Source organism: Schaalia odontolytica, from assembly GCF_009730335.1.
Classification (GTDB): Bacteria; Actinomycetota; Actinomycetes; order Actinomycetales; family Actinomycetaceae; genus Pauljensenia; species Pauljensenia dentiphila.
Genome location: NZ_CP046315.1, coordinates 18,313 through 40,918, shown reverse-complemented (window position 1 = coordinate 40,918; position 22,606 = coordinate 18,313). Strand labels below are relative to the sequence as shown.

Here is a 22,606-nt window from a genome sequence, read left to right as displayed (position 1 = left end):
ATCGACTCTTAGGAGCACCCCATGACGAATCTCGAATCCGATATGACCTTCCCGACCTACGGCGGCGAGGTCAAGCCTGCGACCGGCGCGACCCTGTTCGCGCTCGGCTCGTGGCTGCGTCGCGGCAAGGCGTCCGCCGACGCGCGCCAGCTCTTCCTCGAGGGCGGCCGCGACGGCGACTCCTTCTACCGCGACCGCTGGAGCTACGACAAGATCGTGCGCTCCACCCATGGCGTGAACTGCACGGGCTCGTGCTCGTGGAAGATCTTCGTCAAGGACGGCGTCATCACCTGGGAAACCCAGCAGACTGACTACCCGTCAACCGGCGCTGACATGCCCGAGTACGAGCCCCGCGGCTGCCCGCGTGGCGCTGCGTTCTCGTGGTACGAGTACTCGCCGACCCGTATTAAGTACCCCTACGTGCGCGGCGTCCTGCTCGACATGTTCCGCGAGGCCAAGAAGCGCCTCGGGGATCCCGTCGACGCGTGGGCCGCGGTCGTTGAGGACCCGGAGAAGGCGCGTGCCTACAAGTCGCAGCGTGGCCGCGGCGGCATGGTCCGCGTGTCGTGGGAAGAGGCGATGGAGATCGTCGCCGCCGCCTACGTGCACACGATCAAGCAGTACGGCCCCGACCGCATCGCCGGCTTCTCGGTCATCCCCGCCATGTCGATGATCTCCTACGGTGCGGGCTCCCGCTTCCACGAGCTCATCGGCGCCACGATGCTGTCCTTCTACGACTGGTACGCGGACCTGCCTCCAGCCTCGCCTCAGGTGTTCGGCGACCAGACCGACGTGCCCGAGGCCGGCGACTGGTTCAACTCGCAGTACCTCATCATGTGGGGCACGAACCTGCCGCTGACCCGTACCCCCGACGCTCACTTCATGGCCGAGGCCCGCTACCACGGCCAGAAGGTCATCGTCGTGTCCCCGGACTTCGCGGACAACACGAAGTTCGCGGACGACTGGTTGCGCGTCCAGCCCGGCACGGACGGCGCCCTGGCGCAGGCGATGGGCCACGTCATCCTCAAGGAATTCCACGTCGGCAAGCGCGAGCCCATGTTCCTCGATTACATGAAGCGCTACACCGACTCCCCGTTCCTGGTGGAGATTAACGAGGTCGGCGAGGGTGCCCACGAGGGCGTCGCCCCGACGACCCTGGTCCCCGGCAAGTTCCTGACGGCCGCCAAGATGCCCGCAGGCACGACCGAGCGCACCGAGAACAACCAGTTCCGTCCCCTCGTCATCGAGGCCGACGGCACGGTCAAGGACCCGGGCGGCACGCTCGCCGATCGCTTCGGTGAGGAGGGCGCCGGCCACTGGAACCTCAACCTGGATGGCGTCGAGCCCGTCATGTCCATCATGGACACGGACGAGTGGGAAGCCGTCGAGATTGCCCTGCCGCGCTTCGACCTGCCCGCGGCCCCCGGCCAGGCCTCGGTCGGCGGTGGCTACGTGAAGCGTGGCGTGCCCGCGCGCCGCGTCAACGGTCGCCTCGTGACGACCGTGTTCGACATCCTGCTCGCCCAGTACGCCGTCGAGCGTGAGGGCCTGCCGGGTGAGTGGCCCACCGACTACATGGACGCCTCCACGCCGGGCACCCCTGCGTGGCAGGAGGAGTTCACGTCGGTTCCCGCCGCCGCAGCCATCAAGATCGGCCGCGAGTTCGCGCAGAACGCGGTTGAGACGCAGGGCCGTTCCATGATCCTCATGGGCGCCGGCACGAACCACTACTACCACTCCGACGAGATGTACCGTACGTTCCTGGCGCTCACGGAAATGTGTGGCACCCAGGGCCGCAACGGCGGCGGCTGGGCCCACTACGTGGGTCAGGAGAAGGTCCGCCCGATCATGGGTTGGGGCTCCTTCACCTTCGCCCTGGACTGGGCGCGCCCGCCGCGCCAGATGATCTCCACCGGCTGGTACTACATGACCACGGACCAGTGGCGCTACGACGGTGCTGCGGCCTCGGCCATGGGAAACCCGATCAAGTCCTCGAACCTGGACGGCAAGCAGCTGGTCGACACCCTCGTCGAGTCGGTTCAGCGCGGCTGGATGCCCTGCTACCCGACGTTCTCCAAGGGCTCGACCCAGCTGGGCTGCGAGGCCGCCGAGGCCGGCATGGCCCCCGCGGAATACGTGTCCCAGGAGCTGCGCGAGGGTCGCCTCCAGTTCGCGATCGAGGACCCGGACGCCCATCACAACGTCCCGAAGATCCTCGCGAACTGGCGTACGAACCTGCTCGGCTCGTCCGCGAAGGGCACCGAGTTCTTCCTGCGTCACATGCTGGGTACCGGCAACGAGGTCAACGCCGAGGAGCTGGAAGAGGGCAACCGTCCCGCGTCCGTCAACTGGCGTGAGGCTCACCCCGGCAAGCTTGACCTCATGTGGGTCGCGGACTTCCGTAACACCTCGACGACGCTGCACTCCGACGTGGTGCTGCCCGCCGCCACGTGGTACGAGAAGCACGACCTGTCCTCCACGGACATGCACCCCTTTATGCACTGCTTCGACGAGGCCGTGAACCCGCCGTGGGAGGCACGCACTGACTTCGAGGTGTTCCAGACCCTGGCTCGCCTCGTCGGCCGCATGGCCCCTGGCCACCTGGACACCCAGACGGACGTCGTCGCGGTTCCGCTGGGGCACGACTCCCCGGACGCCATGACCATGGCGGATGGCGTCGTTCCCGAGCAGACGTGGACGCCCGGCAAGACCATGCCGAAGCTGGTTGCGATCGAGCGCGACTACACGCAGGTCGGCTACAAGTACGACCGCATCGGACCGCTCGTGCCCAAGGCTGGCCTGGCCTCCAAGGGTGTGGCGTACAACATGCAGGAGGCGTACGAGCAGCTCGGCGACCTCAACGGCCGCGCCCCCATGGACGGCAATGCCGGCGAGGGCATGCCGCTGTGCGACACCGCCATCAAGGCGGCGAACATGGCGCTGCGCTTCTCGGGCACCACGAACGGCTCGCTGGCCGTTCAGGGCTTCCGCACGCTGGAAAAGCGCGTCGGCAACGAGATGGCGTTCCTGGCCGAAGGTGACGAAGAAAAGAAGATCACCTACCAGGACACCGTCCTGCAGCCGCGCAGCGTCATCACCAGCCCCGAGTGGTCGGGCTCCGAGCACGGCGGACGCCGCTACAGCGCCTTCGTGCAGAACGTCGAGTGCCGCAAGCCGTGGCACACGCTCACGGGTCGCCCGCAGTTCTACATCGACCACGACTGGATGATGGACATGGGCGAGTCCCTGCCGATCTTCCGTCCCCCGCTCGACCTGGCGCACATCTACGGTGAGCGCCCCGTCGGCGACCATCGTCCCGGTCAGCCGGGTCAGGCCGAGGTCGCGGTGCGCTACCTGACGGTCCACAACAAGTGGGCCATCCACTCCCAGTACTACGACAACCCGTACATGCTGACGCTGGGTCGTGGTGGCCAGACGGTGTGGATGAGCCCGCAGGACGCCGAGAAGATCGGCGTGCGCGACAACGAGTGGATCGAGGCGAAGAACCGTAACGGCACCGTGTCGGCTCGCGCCGTTGTCTCCCACCGCATCCCGGAGGGCACGGTGTTCATGCACCACGCCCAGGATCGCCAGATCAACACCCCGCTGAACGAGGAGTCCGGCAAGCGCGGCGGTACGCACAACTCGCTGACCCGAATCTTCATTAAGCCGAGCCACCTGGCCGGCGGATACGCGCAGTTCGCCTACGCGTTCAACTACTACGGTCCCACCGGCAATAACCGCGACGAGGTCACGGTTATCCGCCGCCGCTCCCAGGAGGTGCAGTTCTGATGAAGGTCATGGCTCAGATCGCGATGGTGATGAACCTCGACAAGTGCATTGGCTGCCACACCTGTTCGGTCACCTGTAAGCAGGTGTGGACGAACCGCGAGGGCACCGAGTACATCTGGTTCAACAACGTCGAAACCCGTCCCGGCGTGGGCTACCCCCGCGGCTGGGAGGACCAGAAGAAGTGGAAGGGTGGCTGGAAGCGCACCGCCACGGGCCGCCTCGTTCCCCGTCAGGGCGGACGTGTCGCCTCGCTCGCGAAGATCTTCGCGAACCCGACGCAGCCGACCATGAAGGACTACTACGAGCCGTGGACGTACGAGTACGACAAGCTGCTCCAGGCGCCCGCGAACTCCCGCGCGATCCCGACGGCTCGCGCGAAGTCCAAGATCACGGGCGAGCACATCGACAAGCCCGAGTGGGGCCCGAACTGGGACGATGACCTCGGTGGCTCCATGGAGACCCTGGATCAGGACCCGGTCCTGCACCAGATGAACCTCCAGGTCGCTAAGACCATCGAGGACGCGTACATGTTCTACCTGCCTCGCATCTGCGAGCACTGCCTGAACCCGACCTGTGTGTCGGCGTGCCCCTCGGGCGCGATGTACAAGCGCTCCGAGGACGGCATCGTCCTGGTCGACCAGGATCAGTGCCGCGGCTGGCGCATGTGCGTCTCCGCCTGCCCCTACAAGAAGGTCTACTTCAACCACAACACGGGCAAGGCCGAGAAGTGCACGCTGTGCTACCCGCGCCTCGAGGTCGGCCAGCCGACCATCTGCTCGGAGACCTGCGTGGGTCGCCTGCGCTACATGGGCGTGCTGCTCTACGACGCGGACCGCGTCACCTGGGCCGCCTCCCAGGAGGACGAGCGCGACCTGTACCGCGCCCAGCGCGAGATCCTGCTCGACCCGAACGACCCGCAGGTGGTCGCCCAGGCTCAGGCCAACGGTGTTCCCCACTCGTGGATCACGGCCGCCCAGCAGTCCCCGATCTGGAAGCTCATCACCGAGTACGAGGTCGCCCTGCCGCTGCACCCCGAGTTCCGCACCCTGCCGATGGTGTGGTACGTGCCGCCGCTGTCCCCGGTCGTCGACCAGGTGACCGCGACCGGTTCCGACGGCGAGGACCATAGGGTCCTGCTGTCCGCCATCTCGCAGATGCGCATCCCGATGGAGTACCTGGCCGGCCTGTTCACGGCCGGCGACACCGCTCCCGTGGAGCTGGCGCTGCGTCGCCTCGCCGCGATGCGCTCTTACATGCGCGACGTCTTCGTCGACAACCCGACGAACGAGGAGATCCCGGCCTCCGTGGGCATGAGCCCGGAGAAGGTCAAGGAGATGTACCGACTGCTGTCGATCGCTAAGTACGACGACCGCTTCGTCATCCCGACCGCCCACCCCGAGATGCCCCGCGGCATCAAGGAGCTCGAGGGCTGCCCGGTGTCCTACGATGTCGAGGCCTTCCACGGCCTGGCCCCCGCCACGTCGAATCGCCCGATGGGTGGCTCGTCGCCGGAGGGACGCCAGATGCTCCCCCTTGAGGTCGTTCGATGAGTACTTTCGTCGGCATTCCGCGTATTCCTACGGCCGCTCCGGAAACGGAGATGGATCCGCAGGACGCGCGCGGCGTGCGCATGGCGGTCTCGGTCCTCCTGGACTATCCGGGGGATGACTTCGAGATCAAGCTGGACGCGGTCGAGGAGGCTCTGGCGGACCTGCCGGAGCCGGCCTCGGCGTCCCTGGCCTCGTTCGTGAGCTACGCTCGCGCCGCTGGCCTGCGCGCCATGCAGACCACCTACGTGGAGACGTTCGACCAGCGCCGACGCTGCGCGCTCGGCCTGACGTACTACACGCACGGCGACACCCGCGGACGCGGCCAGGCCATCCTGGCCTTCAAGGAGATCCTGCGCCGTGCCGGTTTCGAGATGGAACGCGAGGAGCTTCCCGATCACCTGCCGGTGGTCCTGGAGTTCGCGGCCTTCGACGAGACCGGCACGGCCGAGGGCCTGCTGCGCTCCAACCGCGAGGGTATCGAGGTGATCCGCACGGCGCTGCGCGCCACGGACTCCCCGTACGCGCCGCTGCTGGACGCGCTGGTCGCGACGCTGCCCGAGCCGGACGAAAAGACCATTGAGGGCTTCCGTAAGCTCATTAGCCAGGGGCCGCCCACCGAGCTGGTGGGCGTGGGCGATCTGTCTGCGACGCCCTTCCCGACTTCCGATTCAACGATGGGACGGTAACGTTCATGGAATCCGCACTTTTGCATGCCGCGTCGGCACCTGCGACGCAGTCGCTGTCCTTCCTGGACATTGCCCTGTGGGTGGTCCTGCCGTACGTGTCCTTCGCGATCCTCATTGTGGGCCTCGCGTGGCGCTACAAGACCGACCAGTACGGGTGGACGTCTCGTTCCTCGCAGTGGAATGAGCCGACCATCCTGCGCTGGGCCTCGCCGCTGTTCCACTTCGGCGTTCTCTTCGTGTTCTTGGGCCACATCCTGGGCCTCGTGATCCCGAAGACCTGGACCGAGGCGGCCGGCGTGCCCCAGCACGTGTACCACCTGACGGCGACGATCCCCGGTACGATCGCCGGAATCATGACGATCGTCGGCCTCGCGCTGCTGATCTACCGCCGCCTGGTGGTCAAGTCGGTGCGCGTGGCGACGACCCGCATGGACATCGTCACCTACGTGATGCTGGCGATTCCGGTGCTCCTGGGCGGGGCTGCGACCCTGCTCAACCAGGTGCTCGGTGGCCACGAGGGCTACGACTACCGCGAGACGATCTCCGTCTGGTTCCGCTCGATCTTCTACCTGCACCCGCAGGCGCATCTGATGGTCGACGTGCCCGTCAGCTTCAAGCTACACATCGTCGCTGGCCTGCTGCTCTTCTGCGTGTGGCCGTTCACCCGCCTCGTGCACGCGGTGAGCGCGCCGGTCGGCTACGTGGCGCGTCCCCCGGTGATCTACCGGTCGCGCGACGAGCGCCGCACGCATGAGATGACGCGTGGTGGCATGTCGGACTGATCCACATCTGTCTGCGGTGGCCTCTCCCGGAGGAGATGGTGCGGGCAGTGCGAGAGTTGCGGGGGCGGGCGTTAGCTCGCCCCCGCCTCTTTATCGTGGGGCGGAGCATGCGACCTGCTCAAATGAGCTGATGCACCCCGCGTAATGAGACCAATCGGTGGTATTGGCCGTGCGGCGCTGCACGCATGATGGGTAGAATAAAACGCGATTTATAAGTAACGTAACAGGCCTAAAGCCGTTTGGTGGTGCCCGTAATGGGCATTTCCGCTGATTATGAGGGAGAGAGGACTATCAATGAATGACACCTCCCGTTCTCGGCCTCTGGCTGAAACGCTCGCCGCAATGGCAGCGTTGACCCCCGCGCAGCATGCGCTGTTGGAGCGCATCTCGCACCATGCGACGCCCGTGACCGTGGCGGAGCTGGCTCAGGAAGCTGGCTTGCACGTGTCGAGCGTCCGTGAAACCCTCGAGGGCCTCTTTGTCCTCGGTCTGGTCGAGAAGCAGCAGCTTCCCTCGTCGAGGCGAGGCCGTCCCGCTCTGGGGTATTCGACGACGACCCCGGCGGATCCTTCGTTTGCGGCGCAGATGCTGCACCAGCTCACTTCGTCGCTGCTGGCCTGGCTGCGCGTTGACGCGGACGATCCGGCGGCCTCCGTGCGTGAGATCGGCTCGCGTTGGGCGGACGCCGCCCTCGAGACGATGGCGGTGCCTGATCACAGTCACAACCCGAAGCGTCGTCCCGTGCGTGACACCTTCAATGTCGCGTCGCACCTGGGCAAGGTGCGCCTGTTCATGAACGCCATGGGATTTGCGTCCATCCCGCACGACACCGATCCGATGGCGGTCGTCCTGACGGCCTGCCCGTTCACCGAGCCGGGCACGCCCGATGACTTGGCCCTCGAACTGCGCCGCGGCATCGTCGAGCGCGTCTTCGAGCGGACGGCGACCGGATTTGCCACCTGGTCACTGGAGACGGATCCTTCCGATCCTCTGCGCCTGACTGTCTCTGTTCGACGGCTCGACGAGGCGAATCCGAAGCCGCTGTCGACGACCCTTCACTTCTTCGGTGGAGCGGCCGAGGCGGCCGGTGGGTACGTGCGTGAACTGCCTTCCGATGAGACCCCCGCGACCCTGGGTGAACTCATCGATCAGCTCAGCTCAGAGAGCCCTGAGCTGGAGCGAATCCTCGCCGTGTCGAGCTACCTGGTCAACGAGCGCTCCGCTCGTCTGGATGCCGAGCTTGCGCCCGGCGCGCGCGTCGACGTGCTGCCTCCGTTCGCTGGCGGGTGAGATTTTTTAGTCATTTGTGTGGGGCGGTCAGGGTCGTAAAATAATCTTGACCGCTCCCTCGTAAGATGAAGGGGAAGACACCCCCGTCCCTGGAGGACCCCATGTCAGCTGAGATTGCAACCGGCATCACCGATGAGCCGCTGGATACTGGCGCGCTGATTGATAGCGCACGTCGGGATACGTGTGGTGCTGTGGCGTCCTTTATTGGTGTGGTGCGTAACCATGACGGCGGAGAGAGCGTGGACGCGATCGAGTATTCCTCTCACCCCTCGTCGCAGCAGATTCTGCGGGACATCGTCATGGAGTTCAAGGATCGTCCGGGAGTGCACCGCATCGTCGCGTGGCACCGCGTGGGGTATCTGGAGATCGGCGAGGATGCAATGGTCGTCGTTGTCGCGGCGGAGCATCGCGCGCAGGCATTCCGCGCGGTCGAGGCCATCGTCGAGGACGTGAAGGCGAAGCTCCCGATCTGGAAGAAGCAGGAATTGACCGACGGTTCGCACAACTGGTCGGGCCTGTGAGATGACGATCGGCAATCCTTGTTCCCGTGATGCGGCCGTCTCGGGGCGCACCGTCGCGCTTCCGCTGATCAATGAGCCCGGCCCGTACGAGGCCGGGGACCCCGCGCTGGAACGTTTCCGTCGCAATTGGCTGGTGTCCGGTATTGGTGAGGCCGGCCAGGCGCGCCTGGCGGCCGCACGCGTGCTTGTGGTGGGCGCGGGCGGCCTCGGCTCGCCCGTCCTCCTGTACCTGACGGCGGCGGGCATCGGGACGATCGGTATCTGCGATTCCGACGTGGTCGAGGTGTCGAACCTTCAGCGTCAGCTCCTGCATGGTGAGGGTGACGTGGGGGATCCGAAGCCGGATTCCGCGGTGCGTCACTTGAGCGGGCTGAATTCCTCGGTGCGCTTTGAGCGCTACGGGCACGTGACCCGCGAGTGGCTGGATGAGCATGGCCGCGAGTGGGACCTGATCGTCGAGTGCACGGATAGCTTCGACTCGAAGTACCTGGTGGCGGACTACTGTGCAGATTCCGGTGTTCCGCTGGTGTGGGGCACGGTCGTGTCGATGGCCTTCCAGGTGAGCGTATTCTGGTCTGCGGCGCCGGCCCCCGTGCCGTCGCTGACGCTGCGGAGCCTGCACCCGGTCAAGCCTGCCCCCGGGACGACCCCGGCCTCGCCGAAGGTTGGTGTGCTCGGTCCCGTGGTCGGCCAGGCGGGCACCGCGATGGCGACGGAGGCGATCAAGTTGCTGGTGGGCTTTGGCGAGCCGCTGATCGGGCGCGTCCTCATGACGGATGCGGCGACGCAGCGTGCCGACGTGCTGACTTTCGCGCCGTGGGGCTGAGTCCCGTGGTCGCCCCGCGCGCTGACGCTGCCGCGATCGTTGTCGGTGGCGGTGGGGGAGAGCGCCTGGGTGGCGTCTCCAAGGCGGATCTGATGCTGGGTGGTGAGCGCCTGATCGACCGCGTCTGCGGGGCGTTGCTGGAAGCGTGCGGCGCGGGTTGCGTGGCTGTCGTGCCGCCCGCCGTGCGTGTCCCCGACGGCGTCCTGCGTACCCTTGAGGATCCGCCGAGCGGTGGTCCTCTTGCCGGTATCGACGCGGGCTTGCGCGCGCTCGGCGTCGGTGACGACGTCCTCGTCGTGGTTGTTTCCGTTGATGCTCCAGGCGTGGGTGCTTTCCTGCCCGCTCTCCTCGAACCCGCGTTGAGGGAGGGGGTCGAGGGGCGCATCGTGCGGGGCGGGGACCCCGAGCCTTTCGACCAGTACCTGATGGGCGTCTACCGGGCCGCCTCCCTGCGCCGCGCCATCGACGAGGCCGTGGCCGCCTACGGCTCGGTTCGGGGCGTGGGCGTGCGCCGGGTATTGCGCGCCCTCGACGTCGAGCGAGTGAGCGTGAGCGCCGACGCATGCCGGGACATTGATACCCCCGAAGATGTGGCCTGGTGGGAGACATTTCTGAGCAACTGATTTGTGAGTAATGCGCTTTTGGGTGTAGGTTTAGCTAGTAAGCATCTAGTGACCCATCCCACTCAAGGCGTGCTCATGAATCTTCGTCACGGACAACTGTGGCAGCGACTCGGACTGACCGTATTGTCAGGAATTCTTGTCGCCTCCCTCGCTCCCGCCACTGCCGCCGCTCCGACAGATGGCCAGAACATGCATGGCGACATGGAGTCTACCGACCTCGATGCGTTGAGCTCCGACTCCGGCGTTTCCGCCCCCGACACCGCGCAGGACCGTGCGGCCTCGGACGGTGCTGATGCTTCCGATGCCGCCGAATCCGCGGATTCCGCAGACGAGGCCACGGCCTCGTCCGAGGAAGAAAGCGTGGACGGCATCGACGCGCAGGTCTACACCTTCCCCGGCACCAACGGCCCCACCCGCATTCATGTCCTCACGACGACGGGTTCTGCGGATGCCATCTTGCTCGAGTCTCGCGGCGTCTTCGCCATGATCGACGGCGCGGAGGGTGTTGGGGCTCCGGATGGCAAGGATCCGCGTTACCCGCTGCGAGAGGGAGTTGAAAATGCTGCTCTCGGCGATACGGACTGGGTGCTTGGCTACATGTCTAACCATGGCGTCACCTCCTCGAACCTCGCGTTCTACCTGGGAACGCACGCCCACTCCGACCACATCGACAACGCGGATGAGATCATCAAGAAGTTCCGTCCGAAGGTCATTCTCAGCCCCGAGTATTCCGATGCGTGGATCACGGATAAGTCCCGCCTGTGGGACAACCAGTGGATCTACGACAACATGATGGCGGCCGCGCGATGGGCTCAGGGTGCGTACGGAGCCTCGATCGTGCAGAACATCAAGGACTACAACACCCACATCACGCTGGGTGATATGGATGTTCAGATCATCCCCACGGATCCGGCTGAAAACTACAAGAAGACCGGCGTGCGCGATGCGAACCTCATCGCATATACCGCGAAGGTGAGTGCCTTCGGGCATTCCGCCTACCTGGCCGCCGACCTGGAGACTCGTGGTGGTTACGAGGACCGTATTGCTCCGATTGTTGGGCACGTCGACATGCTCAAGGCCGGTCACCATGGCCTGCCGAGCTCGAATTCGAGTGCCTTCATGAAGGCACTGAGTCCTTCCATGATCGCCCAGACCGGGCCGGAGTGGTATATCCCCGACAATCTGACTGAGAGCGTCATTCATGGAGATTCGTCGTGGGTGCCGATGATGGACCTCTGGTCGAGCGGGCACATTCCCTCGCTCATCGCGACTTTCGCCCCTTCCGGCATTTCATACAACGATCTGTCCGCCGCGTCCTGGGGGCATGAGTACGGCCTGGAAAATCCACGCGCCTGGTGGTTCAAGGGCGGCCGACCCGCGGCCACGACCGGCTGGTGGAAGGGGTCGAGCGGATCCTGGTACTACTTCGCCGGCAAGCCCTCCGCTGAGGCCAGCACCTGGGTGTATGACGGCGGCCAGTGGTACTGGATGGACGCGACGGGCGCCATGGCGACCGGGTGGATCCACGATGGCAAGGCCTGGTACTACCTGGATTCCGCAGGGTACCTCGCGGGCACTGGCTGGAGCCTCATCGGCGGCTCGTGGTACTACCTGAACGGCGGGCGCGCAGCCCTCGGCTGGCTCAACGATGGCGGCACCTGGTACTACCTGAACGGTGCGACCGGCGCGATGGTCACCGGATGGAAACAGATCGGCGGTCAGTGGTACTTCCTAAACTCTTCGGGCGCGATGGTCACCGGCTGGATGAATGACGGTGGCACCTGGTACTACCTGGACGCAACGACCGGCGCAATGGCAACCGGCTGGGCGCAGGTGGATGGCAAGTGGTACTTCCTGCGTTCGTCGGGCGCAATGCTCACCGGCTGGCTGAACGGTGGTGGCTCTTGGTACTACCTGACCGGCAGCGGTGCCATGGCCACGGGCTGGATCCTGGACGGTGGCGCTTGGTACTACCTGGGTGACACGGGCGCCATGGCCACCGGTACGCAGGAGATCGACGGTCGCTCCTCGACCTTCTCCCTGTCGGGACGCTGGGTCGGCTACGCCTCCTGATTGAGGCCCCGGCGACCATCCTCACAAAGCGCCGCCAGCCGCGTATCGACGCAGGTGGGCGGCGCTTGCCGGTTGTAGTGTGAGGGGACAGATCCTGAGCGAAAGGCCACTCATGACGTTCCTTCGTCCCCGCCTTGCAGCGGCCCTGACGATGACCGTCGCGGCTGCCGCGGCCTCGTCCCTCACCCTCGTCGGCACCGCCCGCGCTGACGACGCCCAGAGCGGGGCCCAGTCGGACTCTCAGTCTGGCTTGTCCTGGGTGCCCGGTACGACCCTCGCACTGGCGAACTCGAAGTCCGTCGAGGCCTCGTCCGTGAGTGCCTCCACCCTGACCTTCGCGTCCAGTATGAGCGAGCAGACGAAGATCTTCGTCCTGTCCTCGGGATCGTCTGACGCGATCCTCATCAAGAGCGGCGACTGGTACGGCATCATTGATGGCGGCGAGGACGCGGACCTGCCCGACGGCTCCGACCCGCGTTACCCCGTGCGCTCCGGCACGGCCGCCGCCACGAACACCAGCACCGAATGGCTCCTGCAGTAGCTCGACGACCAGGGCGTCAACGATACGAACGTGGCCTTCTACCTGGGCACCCACGCCCACTCCGACCACATTGCCAACGCCGACGAGATCATCTACAAGTATTGTCCGAAGGTCATCCTCAGCCCCGAATACTCCGACGCCTGGATCACCGACGAGAACGGCCTGTGGGACAACCAATACGTCTACGACCACCTCGTCAACGCCGCGAATTGGGCGGTCGACAGCTACGGCGCGACCTTCATTCAACGCCTCCAGGGCTTCGATACGCATGTCACGCTGGGCGACGCGGACATTCAGCTGATCCCCTTCGACAACGCCGAATACTACAAGACGCAGGGCACGACCGATGCAAACCTCATGGGATGGGGCGTGAAGGTCACCGCCAACGGGCACACCGCCTTCCTGGCCTCCGACCTCATGAGTACCGAGTCCGACTGGGAGACCCCCAACGGCTTCGAGGACCGCATCGCCGATGAGGTCGGCGAGGTCGACATGCTCAAGGCCGGACACCACGGCGCCGAGTCATCAAACTCGATCCCCTTCATGGCCAAACTGCACCCCGGAGCGATCATCCAGACCGGCCAGGCCGACGATAGCCCGGACCGCCTGTCCTTCCTCGTGCTGCACGGTGACACTCAGTGGTTCCCGATGGGTGACATCTGGGACTCGATCGAGGTTCCCGCCCTGGTCTGCGAGTTTAGTGCTGACGGCATCACCTACGACGGAGTCGCGAACTCCGAGTGGGGGCACGAGTACGAGTCCGAAACGCCGCGCGCGTGGTGGTTCAAGGCGGGCCGCCCCGCCGCGACAACCGGCTGGTACGACGGCCCCTCGGGCAGGCGCTACTACTTCAACGATTCCGCCTCGGCCGTGGCCGATCAATGGCTCGACATTGACGGCGTCTCCTACCACTTCGACGCGACCGGCGCCCTCATCGAGCAGAAGGAAGCCGACGGTACGGTGACCTCTGTGTCCGGCTCGTCGACGCCGTCTCCGACCCGGTGGTGGGCGATCAGCGGTGGCGTGCTGTTGGTCGTTCTTGCCGGAGGCGTGGCACTCCTGCGTCGCCGGGGCTGACCTTCCGACCACGACGAGGCCGTGGCGCGCGCCGCGGCCTCGTTCGTTTCTGGTGTCCGGGGGCGGCGGTCTCGGCGCTGTTGCGCCGCGGCCTCGTTCGTTTCTGGTGTCCGGGGGCGGCGGTCTCGGCGCTGTTGCGCCGCGGCCTCGTTCGTTTCTGGTGTCCGGGGGCGGCGGCCGCCCGCGAGATCGCCACACTCGAGCCTACGGCTCGGAGCGATCGATCTCGAAGCCCGGCCAGGCCTTGCCGCCGCCCCCGGACACTAACGAGCCGAGGCCTCTTTCAATGCTGCTTGTTGGATTAGCGCTGTTCGTCGAGCTGGTGGAAGATCGCGGGGAGTAGCGGCGTGACCACCTCAAGGGTGTCGAGCGCGCCGCCTCGCGAGCCGGGAGAGGAGATGATGAGTGCGCCCGAGGAGTCGCGCGCGGTCACGCCGACGACCTCTCGGGACAGACCCGACAGGGGTGTGTTGGCGAGGCCGTGGGCGCGGATCTGCTCGGCGATGCCCGGGATCTCGACCTCGACGATCGAGCGGACAACCTCGGGTGCGTAGTTGCCCACGCCGAAACCCGAGCCACCCAGGATGAGGATGAAGCGTGCGCCGGCCTCGAGCGCGTCGCGAATCTCCGTCTCGAGGATGTCGGCGCTTTCGGGGATCGCCGCGACCGTCACTGGGCCCAGGCCTGCCTCGGCGAGCGCTGCCGTGCAGGCGGGGGTCGCCCGGTCCTCCTTCGTGCCGCGCTGGATGCGGTCGGAATAGGTGATGACATGGGCGCTGATCTGGCTGAGGTCGTAGTCGACGGGCTTAGGCATGGTGTCCTCCGATAATGATGCGTACGAATGTGATCCTAGTCCCTTCCTGCTGTGGAGGCGGGGCTGAGGGCGGGCATGAATGTGAGGTGATTTTGTGTGCGCGTCGCCCGAGGGAAAAGGGGTGTCTGGATGTTCGAGTGTGTTGATATGCGATTGGAGTGGCCTGAGTGTGGCGACTTACCCTGTTTTATTATGGGTGAAAGCAAGTTAAATAATTTTCTGGCTTTCCTCGAAATTAAAAGCAAAAGTAACAATTTGGGCGCGCTCTGACGAACCGTTGCGAGGCGATCATGCCCCTTGTTAGATTAAACGCGTTCCATCCCCCCACAAAAGGAGAGACGAGTGCGTTCCCTTCGCATCCTTCCCGTCCTCGGCGCCGCCGCCCTGGCCCTCGCCGCCTGCACTGGCGGCTCTACCCCCGCTGCTGACTCCACGTCCTCGGCGCCCGCGACCCAGCCCGCCGCCGAGCAGACCGTCCTCAACGTCTACGCCGCCGCCTCGCTGACCGAGACCTTCGGTGAGCTTGAGAAGACCTTCGAGGCCGCCAACCCCGGCGTGGACGTGCGTTTCAACTTCGCGGGCTCCCAGGACCTGGTGACCCAGCTCGGCGAGGGCGCGGATGTTGACGTCCTGGCCACCGCCAACGAGTCCACCATGAAGAAGGCCGCCGACGCCTCTCAGGTTGATGCGCAGACCATCTTCGTCACCAACACCCTCACCCTCATCACCACGCCCGGCAACCCCGCCGGCATCACCGGCCTCGACTCCTCGCTCGAGGGTGCCAAGCTCGTGATCTGCGCCCCTGAGGTTCCATGTGGCAAGCTCACCAAGACCCTCACCGAGAAGCTCGGCGTGACCCTCAACCCCGTTTCCGAGGAACAGGCCGTCACCGACGTGCGCGGCAAGGTCTCCTCCGGCCAGGCCGACGCTGGAATCGTCTACAAGACCGACGCCCTCGCCGAAGGCGACGCCGTCGACACCGTCGAGATCCAGGGTGCGGGCGAGGCCGTCAACAAGTACCCGATCGCTCTCGTGAGCGCCTCGACCAAGAAGGACCTCGGACAGAAGTGGATCGACCTGGTCCTCTCCGCCGACGGTCAGGAGGTCCTCGAAAACGCTGGCTTCACCCCGGCCGCGAAGTAACATCGATACGTGACATCGCGTCGAACCCCCGCCGTGAGCCCCCTGCCCATCTGGGCGGGGGGCCTCGGTGCGCTTGCCCTGTGTTTCCTGCTCCTACCTCTGGCCTTCATGCTGGGGCGCGTCAACTGGGTGACCCTGGGAGCAACCCTCGCGACCCCCGAGGCGGCCGCAGCCCTCGGCCTGTCGATGCGCACCTGCGTGATGGCGCTCGGCATCGACCTCATTCTCGGTGTTCCCGCGGCCCTCGTCCTTTCGCGCTCCTGGCGGGGCGTGCGTGCTGCCCGCATCCTCGTCGCGCTGCCCCTCTCCCTCCCCCCTGTCGTCGCCGGCATCGCGCTCCTCGCCGCCTTCGGCAGGCGCTCTACGCTCGGCGCGCTGCTCGGCGGTGCCGGCCTCGACATCGCCTTCACGACGACCGCCGTCGTCATCGCCCAGGTCTTCGTGTCCCTCCCCTTCCTCATCGTCACCCTCGAATCTGCGCTACGTTCTCGCGAACAGGGGCTCGACGAGATGGCCTCCTCCCTGGGAGCCTCGCCTTCGCGCGTCTTCTGGCAGATCACCCTGCCAACGGTCCTGCCCGGCCTTGGTCGCGGCGCCGCCCTCGCGCTTGCCCGCTGCCTCGGTGAATTCGGCGCGACCCTCACCTTCGCCGGGTCCATGCAGGGCGTGACCCGCACGATGCCCCTCCAGATCTACTTGGCCCGCGAGTCCGACGCGGACCTCGCCCTCGCGCTCGGCGTGGTGCTCCTCGGCGTTGCCGCCCTTGTCGTCGCGCTCACGGAAACCCCGTGGGGGCGCCTCGCGGCCCTCATCCGTTCGACGAGGTCGGGGCGTACTTTCGCTTCCGAGGCCGCCGGTGCTCCATACGTGGATGCTCCCGCGGACACAGCCGCGGCTTCCCGTGAATCCGATGCGGGCGCCGACGTGCGCGTCACCGGAACCATCACCGAGCGCGGCTGGAATGTGGATGCGCCGCTTCGCCCCGGCTTGGTGACGGCCATCGTCGGCCATAACGGTGCCGGAAAGTCCACGCTCGCCCAGGTGATTGCCGGAACGCTACGCCTCGATGAGGGCAGCGCCCGTATCGGCGAGCGAGTCGTTGACGATGCCGAGACGTTCGTGCCCGCGCGCCGACGCGGCGTCGCCATGGTCTCCCAGGCGCCCCGCATCTTCACGCACATGAGCGTCCTCGCCAACGTCGCGTTCCCGCTGCGGGTGCGCGGCGTCGGACGCGCCCAGGCCCGGGCCACCGCCACCGACCAGCTGCGCGCCGTCGGCATCGCCGACCTCGCCCACAGGCGCGCCTCCGACCTCTCCGGCGGGCAGGCCGCCCGCGTCGCCATCGCCCGAGCCCTTGCCTTCCGGCCCGACGTGCTCATCCTCGACGAACCCACAGCCGCCCTCGACGTCGAGGCCACCGCCCAGGTCTCCGCCGTCTTGCGCGAACGCCTGAGCCAGTCGGGCATCACCACCCTCCTCGTCTCTCACGACATTGCCGAGGTCCTGGCCCTGGCCTCGCGCATGATCGTCATGGGGGACGGCCGCGTTGTCGAGGAAGGGGAACCCGCGCGCATCCTCGCCTCGCCCTCCTCGGTGTTCGCGGCCCGCCTGGCGGGTCTTAACATCGTCACCGGCGAGGCGATTGGCGGACCCGGCATGGTTGGCGTGCGCGTCGGCGAGGGAGCGCTGTGGGCGGCTTGCGACAGCGTTGCCCCTGGCGAGGAGTCAGCGCGCGTCGCCCTCACCTTCCCGCCCGAGGCCGTGGCCCTGTCCCGCGAGGAGGCCCACGCCTCGCCGCGTTCCGTCCTGCCCGGCGTCGTCGCGGGCATCGATGTCGATGGCTCCCTCGTGAGCGTGCGCGTCGCGCTCGCGGAGGGTGTGTCGGTGAGTGCCCGAGTCACCGCCTCCGCGTGGTCCGAGCTGGGCCTCGGCGTCGGTGATCGCCTCTGGGCGAGCGTGAAGGCCACCCAGGTCCGCGCGATCCCTATTGCGCCCGGCTCCTGATCGTTTCACTGTCTGACGGTGGCGCGAATTTTGTCACGCTTCATATGTTGTAATTTTTGGTTTTCGCATGAGTGGGATCTGGTCCTCCAAAACGCACAACGCGACCCATTTTCTCGGTTATTCTGCGGTTTTTGTTGCCGTCCCGTCCTCGGCGGTGGACAGTTTTGACTCTGCGAAAGGGGTTTCCTAAGTTGTGGTGAGAACCCAGGAGGTACCTCATGACAACACAGGGTCATCACGAGGCAACGCGCCCCTATCAGCTCGGCATCGACGTCGGCTCGACGACGGTCAAGGCCGTCGTCCTGGACGGAAACCGCCGCCTCTTCTCCGACTACCGGCGACACAACGCGGACGTGCGCGCATCCCTGGGAGCCCTTCTCGCCGACGTCGATCGCGCCCTGCCCGGCGCCCGCGTCCACGCTGCCATCACGGGTTCCGGCGGCCTGACCACGGCGCGCGCCATGGGTATTCCCTTCGTGCAGGAGGTCATCGCCGGCACCGAGGCCACCCAGCGCCTCCACCCCGAGGTTGACGTCGTCATCGAGCTCGGCGGCGAGGACGCCAAGCTCACCTACCTGCACCCCACCCCCGAGCAGCGTATGAACGGCACCTGCGCGGGAGGAACGGGCGCCTTCATCGACCAGATGGCGACCCTGCTGCACACCGACGCCGCCGGCCTGGGTGAGCTGGCCACCCGCCACACCCAGCTTTACCCGATCGCCTCGCGCTGCGGCGTCTTCGCCAAGTCCGACATTCAGCCGCTCATCAACCAGGGGGCCGCGCACGAAGACCTGGCCGCATCCATCTTCAACGCGGTCGCCACCCAGACGATCGCTGGCCTGGCCTGCGGGCGACCGATCCGAGGCACCGTCATGTTTCTGGGCGGACCCCTGCACTTCCTGCCCGCCCTGCGCGAGGCCTACAAGACCCTGCTGCCCAAGGCCGACGCCTTCGTCACCCCCGACGACGCCCAGCTCTACGTCGCGATCGGTGCGGCCCTGCTGGCCGACAAGGAGGCCGCCAAGAGGCAACGCCAGGCCGAGGAGTCCGGTGCCACCTCCGTCGACTCCCGCGGTGACAAGCTCACCACCCTCATGGAACGCCTCGCCGCCGCCCCCGTCCAGGTCGAATCCCCGCGCATGGACCCGCTCTTCGCCTCCCCCGAAGACCGCGACGAGTTCGTGGCCCGCCACAGCCTCGACGTCATCCCCAAGGCCAGCCTCGACGAGGCCCAGGGTCGCTGCTGGCTCGGCATCGACGCGGGCTCGACCACGATCAAGGCCGTCGTCATTGACTCTTGCGACCGCATCGTCTTCACCCACTACGCCTCCAACGAGGGCGACCCTGTCGCGGCCGCCGTCGACATCGTGCGAGCGGTGCGCGGCGCGCTGCCGCAGGGCTGCGAGATTGGGCGCTCCTGTTCCACGGGATACGGCGAGGGCCTGGTGAAGTCCGCCCTCACCCTGGACGAGGGTGAGATCGAGACGATGGCCCACTACCGCGCCGCCGAGTTCATCTGCCCCGGCGTCACCTCCGTCATCGACATCGGCGGCCAGGATATGAAGTACCTGCGCATCCGCGACCACGCTGTGGACTCCATCTCCGTCAACGAAGCGTGCTCCTCGGGCTGTGGTTCCTTCCTGCAGACCTTCGCGCAGACTATGGGCACCGACGTGCGAACCTTTGCGCGCATGGCCATGGAGTCCGAATCTCCCGTGGACCTGGGCACCCGCTGCACGGTGTTCATGAACTCCTCCGTCAAACAGGCACAGAAGGAAGGCGCCGACGTGCGCGACATCAGCGCCGGCCTGTCGTACTCCGTCGTGCGCAACGCCCTCTACAAGGTCATCAAGCTCAAGGAGCCCTCAGACCTGGGTGAGCGCATCGTCGTCCAGGGCGGCACATTCCTCAACGACTCGGTGCTGCGCGCCTTCGAACTGCTCACCGGCCGCGAGGTCGTGCGTCCTGACATCGCCGGCCTCATGGGCGCCTACGGCGCCGCACTGACCGCGCGCATGCACGACACGGGGGAGGGGACCTCGACGCTCGCGACGATCGAGGCCCTTGAGGGCTTCGGCGTCGACACCACGCGCAAGACCTGCCGCCTGTGCCAGAACCACTGCCAGATGACCATCTCGACCTTCTCCAACGGCGAGCGCCACGTGTCGGGCAACCGCTGCGAGCGCGGCGCATCCCTGGAGCGCGCGCCGAAGAAGTCCGACCTGCCCAACCTCTACGACTGGAAGTACAAGCGGATCTTCGGATACCGCCGCCTCACCGAGAAAAAGGCGTTCCGGGGCGACATTGGCATCCCGCGTGTGCTCGGCATGTACGAGAACTACCCCTTCTGGTTCACGATGCTCACCGAGCTGGGTTTCCGCGTCATGATCTCGGGCCGCTCCAACCACGACCTCTTCGAAACCGGCATGGAGTCCATCCCCTCGGAGAACGTGTGCTACCCGGCCAAGCTGGTCCACGGACACATCGAGTCCCTGCTGGACAAGGGCATCACGACGATCTTCTACCCCTGCGTTGACTTCGAGCAGAAGCTCACCGAGTCCGAAAACTCCTTCAACTGCCCCATCGTGGCGACCTACCCCGAGGTCATCCGCAACAACATGGAGCGGATCGCCGAACCGGGCGTGCGCTTCATCAGCCCCTTCGTCAACTTCGGCAACCGTGAGTACCTGCCCGCCCACCTGTCTAAGACCTTCAAGGAATACGGCTACGACATTCCGGTCGAGGAGATGAAGGCCGCCCTCGACAAGGCTTGGGAGGAGGACGCCGCCGTCAAGGCCGAGATCCGCGCGAAGGGTGTCGAAACCATCGAGTGGATGCGGGAGCACGGCGTGCGCGGTATCGTGCTCGCGGGCCGCCCCTACCACCTCGACCCCGAGATCAACCACGGCATCCCCGAGGTCATCGTGGGCCTGGGTATGGCCGTCCTCACCGAGGACTCCATCGTGGACGGGCGACTCGAGCGCCCCCTGCGCGTCCTCGATCAGTGGTCCTACCACTCGCGCCTCTACGAGGCCGCCGCCCGAGTCGGAGACGAACCCGACCTCGAGATGGTCCAGCTCAACTCCTTCGGCTGCGGCGTCGACGCGATCACCGCCGACCAGGTCCAGGAGATCCTCGAGGGCCGCGGCGACGTGCACACCGTCCTCAAGATCGACGAGGTCTCCAACCTGGGCGCCGCCAAGATCCGCCTGCGCTCCCTCGACGCGGCGATCACCGAGCGCGCCTCCCTCGCCTCCGCGATCGACGAGGCCGGGGCCGGGGACGGCGAAAACGGAGCGGATCGAGCGGAACTGGCCCCCGCCTCGTCCGTGGGCCTGGTGTCGGGGTCCGTCGACACCGCCACCCTGCGCGATCCCTCCGGCGACGCCGCCCGCGAGGAGGAGGCCGGGCACATCCAGCCCCGCGCCGTCTTCACCGAGGAGATGCGCGAGGCCGGATACGAGATCCTCGCACCCCAGATGTCCCCGATCCACTTCCGCTTCCTCACCCCGCTGTTCGCGAGCGCGGGCCTGAAGGTGCGCGTGCTGGAGCACACGAGCCGCACCTCCATGGAGGTCGGCCTGAAATATGTCAACAACGACTCGTGCTACCCGGCGATCGTCGTCATCGGTCAGCTCCTCGACGAGTTTATTTCCGGGCGCTCCGACCCCGACCGCACGGCCGTCGGCATCACGCAGACGGGCGGCATGTGCCGCGCCAGCAACTACGCGGCCCTGCTGCGCAAGGGCCTGCGCGACGCAGGATACCCGCAGGTCCCCGTCATCGCCCTGTCCGTCCAGGGCTTCGAAGACAACCCCGGCTTCCGCCTGAGCGTCACCCACATCCACAAGGCCATCCAGGCCTTCGTCATCGGAGACGCCATCCAGTCGATGCTCCTGCGCGTACGCCCCTACGAGGTCGAACCCAGCTCCGCGATGGACCTGTACCGCACGTGGGACGGCTACGTCCAGGAGTGGATCTCCTCGGGACGCGTCGCAGCCCTGGGTGGGCGCGTCTCCTACGGAAAGCTCATCCGCGAGTGCGTGCGCGCCTTCGACGCTCTGCCCCTGCGCGATATTCCGCGCAAGCCGCGCGTTGGCCTGGTCGGCGAAATCCTCGTGAAGTTCCACCCCGACGCCAACAACCACGCCGTCGACGTCATCGAGGCAGAGGGCTGCGAGGCCGAACTGCCCGGCCTCATGCAGTTCTTCCACAACTCCGTGGCCACCGCCGCATGGGACAAGGAGAACCTGGGCATCGAGGGCAAGCAGCGCTACATCATGCCGATCGTGCTGTGGGCTCTCAAGAAGTACGAGAAGCCCGTGCACCGCGCGTTTGCAGCGACGAACGGAAAGTTTGAGGCGCACCGGCCCATCGAGGAGATGATCGCACGCTCCCAGGACATCGCGCGCCTGGGCAACCAGGCCGGCGAAGGCTGGTATCTGACCGCCGAAATGGTCGACATGATCGAACACGGCTGCCCGAATATCATCTGTGCCCAGCCGTTTGCGTGCCTGCCCAACCACGTCGTCGGCAAGGGCATGTTCCGCGCGCTGCGCACCCGTTACCCCGAGGCCAACATCGTGGCCGTCGACTACGACCCGGGAGCCTCGGAGGTCAATCAGCTCAACCGCATCAAGCTGATGCTCGCCACCGCCCTGCAATCCCCCGACGTGCGCGACGGAGATGTCCTGCACCTCGTGGACGCGGAGGAGCCGCCCGGTGGCTCGGGAGTGGTCATGCTCGGAATGCCCACCATCCCCCGCAGGAGGGCCGCGTTGCGCTAGTCGCAGCAGCCGCGCACTCCGCCTTTACTTCCCTTGGCGTACTACGACAGACGTGCTATGTTTGTCGTGTGGTTGGGAGCGCCCGGCCACGGCCTCG

15 protein-coding genes are annotated in these 22,606 nt (G+C 66.3%); 14 read left to right on the top strand and 1 reads right to left on the bottom strand.

Annotated elements, in window-relative coordinates:
- Positions 1–21 precede the first annotated feature (21 nt).
- The 11 genes from FOC40_RS00165 to FOC40_RS00120 all read left to right on the top strand — a co-directional run bounded on the left by FOC40_RS00165 (position 22) and on the right by FOC40_RS00120 (position 13,761).
- Positions 22–3,792 carry a nitrate reductase subunit alpha gene (locus tag FOC40_RS00165; protein ID WP_003797265.1) on the top strand — a complete coding sequence of 1,257 codons (3,771 nt, stop codon included), beginning with the start codon at positions 22–24 and terminating at the stop codon, positions 3,790–3,792.
- Positions 3,792–5,342: a nitrate reductase subunit beta gene (gene narH, locus FOC40_RS00160; RefSeq protein ID WP_003797263.1), complete on the top strand. Its 1,551-nt coding sequence runs from the start codon at positions 3,792–3,794 to the stop codon at positions 5,340–5,342. Before FOC40_RS00165 ends, narH begins: the two co-directional genes overlap by 1 nt.
- Positions 5,339–6,028 (top strand): nitrate reductase molybdenum cofactor assembly chaperone, encoded by a 690-nt coding sequence (gene narJ / locus FOC40_RS00155; protein WP_003797261.1) that lies wholly within the window; start codon positions 5,339–5,341, stop codon positions 6,026–6,028. Before narH ends, narJ begins: the two co-directional genes overlap by 4 nt.
- A 5-nt stretch (positions 6,029–6,033) precedes the next feature.
- Positions 6,034–6,810, top strand: coding sequence for a respiratory nitrate reductase subunit gamma (gene narI, locus FOC40_RS00150; protein ID WP_003797259.1), 777 nt, complete (start codon positions 6,034–6,036; stop codon positions 6,808–6,810).
- Between the two features lie 294 nt (positions 6,811–7,104).
- Complete coding sequence (locus tag FOC40_RS00145; RefSeq protein WP_039929877.1) at positions 7,105–8,100, top strand: MoaD/ThiS family protein; 996 nt, start codon at positions 7,105–7,107, stop codon at positions 8,098–8,100.
- Positions 8,101–8,201: 101 nt separating this feature from the next.
- On the top strand, positions 8,202–8,621 hold the full coding sequence (locus tag FOC40_RS00140; RefSeq protein ID WP_039929874.1) for a molybdenum cofactor biosynthesis protein MoaE: 420 nt from the start codon (positions 8,202–8,204) through the stop codon (positions 8,619–8,621).
- A gap of 1 nt (position 8,622) precedes the next feature.
- Positions 8,623–9,447: a HesA/MoeB/ThiF family protein gene (locus FOC40_RS00135; protein WP_003797253.1), complete on the top strand. Its 825-nt coding sequence runs from the start codon at positions 8,623–8,625 to the stop codon at positions 9,445–9,447.
- Positions 9,438–10,070: a molybdenum cofactor guanylyltransferase gene (gene mobA / locus FOC40_RS00130; protein WP_003797251.1), complete on the top strand. Its 633-nt coding sequence runs from the start codon at positions 9,438–9,440 to the stop codon at positions 10,068–10,070. Before FOC40_RS00135 ends, mobA begins: the two co-directional genes overlap by 10 nt.
- 75 nt (positions 10,071–10,145) lie before the next feature.
- Positions 10,146–12,143, top strand: coding sequence for a cell wall-binding protein (locus FOC40_RS00125; RefSeq protein ID WP_039929873.1), 1,998 nt, complete (start codon positions 10,146–10,148; stop codon positions 12,141–12,143).
- A 112-nt stretch (positions 12,144–12,255) separates the two neighbouring features.
- A complete protein-coding gene (locus FOC40_RS10525) occupies positions 12,256–12,684 on the top strand; it encodes a hypothetical protein (protein WP_003797247.1) in 429 nt (142 codons plus the stop codon).
- 30 nt (positions 12,685–12,714) lie between these two features.
- Positions 12,715–13,761 (top strand): hypothetical protein, encoded by a 1,047-nt coding sequence (locus FOC40_RS00120; protein ID WP_003797245.1) that lies wholly within the window; start codon positions 12,715–12,717, stop codon positions 13,759–13,761.
- A gap of 301 nt (positions 13,762–14,062) precedes the next feature.
- Here FOC40_RS00120 and FOC40_RS00115 read toward each other — a convergent pair whose 3' ends face one another.
- Positions 14,063–14,575 (bottom strand): molybdopterin-binding protein, encoded by a 513-nt coding sequence (locus FOC40_RS00115; protein ID WP_003797241.1) that lies wholly within the window; start codon positions 14,573–14,575, stop codon positions 14,063–14,065.
- 342 nt (positions 14,576–14,917) lie between these two features.
- Here FOC40_RS00115 and modA point away from each other — a divergent pair, with 342 nt between their 5' ends.
- The 3 genes from modA to FOC40_RS00095 all read left to right on the top strand — a co-directional run bounded on the left by modA (position 14,918) and on the right by FOC40_RS00095 (position 22,509).
- Positions 14,918–15,718, top strand: a complete 801-nt coding sequence (modA, locus tag FOC40_RS00110; RefSeq protein ID WP_003797239.1) for a molybdate ABC transporter substrate-binding protein — start codon at positions 14,918–14,920, stop codon at positions 15,716–15,718.
- Between the two features lie 9 nt (positions 15,719–15,727).
- Positions 15,728–17,722 carry an ABC transporter permease gene (locus tag FOC40_RS00105; protein ID WP_155844079.1) on the top strand — a complete coding sequence of 665 codons (1,995 nt, stop codon included), beginning with the start codon at positions 15,728–15,730 and terminating at the stop codon, positions 17,720–17,722.
- A gap of 218 nt (positions 17,723–17,940) precedes the next feature.
- Positions 17,941–22,509 carry an acyl-CoA dehydratase activase-related protein gene (locus FOC40_RS00095; protein ID WP_003797231.1) on the top strand — a complete coding sequence of 1,523 codons (4,569 nt, stop codon included), beginning with the start codon at positions 17,941–17,943 and terminating at the stop codon, positions 22,507–22,509.
- Positions 22,510–22,606 lie beyond the last annotated feature (97 nt).

Coding starts and splice junctions, on each gene's coding strand:
- FOC40_RS00125 (WP_039929873.1), top strand. CDS start 10,146: ATGAATCTTCGTCACGGACAACTGTGGCAGCGACTCGGACTGACCGTA.
- narJ (WP_003797261.1), top strand. CDS start 5,339: ATGAGTACTTTCGTCGGCATTCCGCGTATTCCTACGGCCGCTCCGGAA.
- FOC40_RS00145 (WP_039929877.1), top strand. CDS start 7,105: ATGAATGACACCTCCCGTTCTCGGCCTCTGGCTGAAACGCTCGCCGCA.
- narH (WP_003797263.1), top strand. CDS start 3,792: ATGAAGGTCATGGCTCAGATCGCGATGGTGATGAACCTCGACAAGTGC.
- narI (WP_003797259.1), top strand. CDS start 6,034: ATGGAATCCGCACTTTTGCATGCCGCGTCGGCACCTGCGACGCAGTCG.
- FOC40_RS00165 (WP_003797265.1), top strand. CDS start 22: ATGACGAATCTCGAATCCGATATGACCTTCCCGACCTACGGCGGCGAG.
- FOC40_RS00095 (WP_003797231.1), top strand. CDS start 17,941: ATGACAACACAGGGTCATCACGAGGCAACGCGCCCCTATCAGCTCGGC.
- FOC40_RS00135 (WP_003797253.1), top strand. CDS start 8,623: ATGACGATCGGCAATCCTTGTTCCCGTGATGCGGCCGTCTCGGGGCGC.
- FOC40_RS00140 (WP_039929874.1), top strand. CDS start 8,202: ATGTCAGCTGAGATTGCAACCGGCATCACCGATGAGCCGCTGGATACT.
- FOC40_RS00115 (WP_003797241.1), bottom strand. CDS start 14,575: ATGCCTAAGCCCGTCGACTACGACCTCAGCCAGATCAGCGCCCATGTC.
- FOC40_RS10525 (WP_003797247.1), top strand. CDS start 12,256: ATGACGTTCCTTCGTCCCCGCCTTGCAGCGGCCCTGACGATGACCGTC.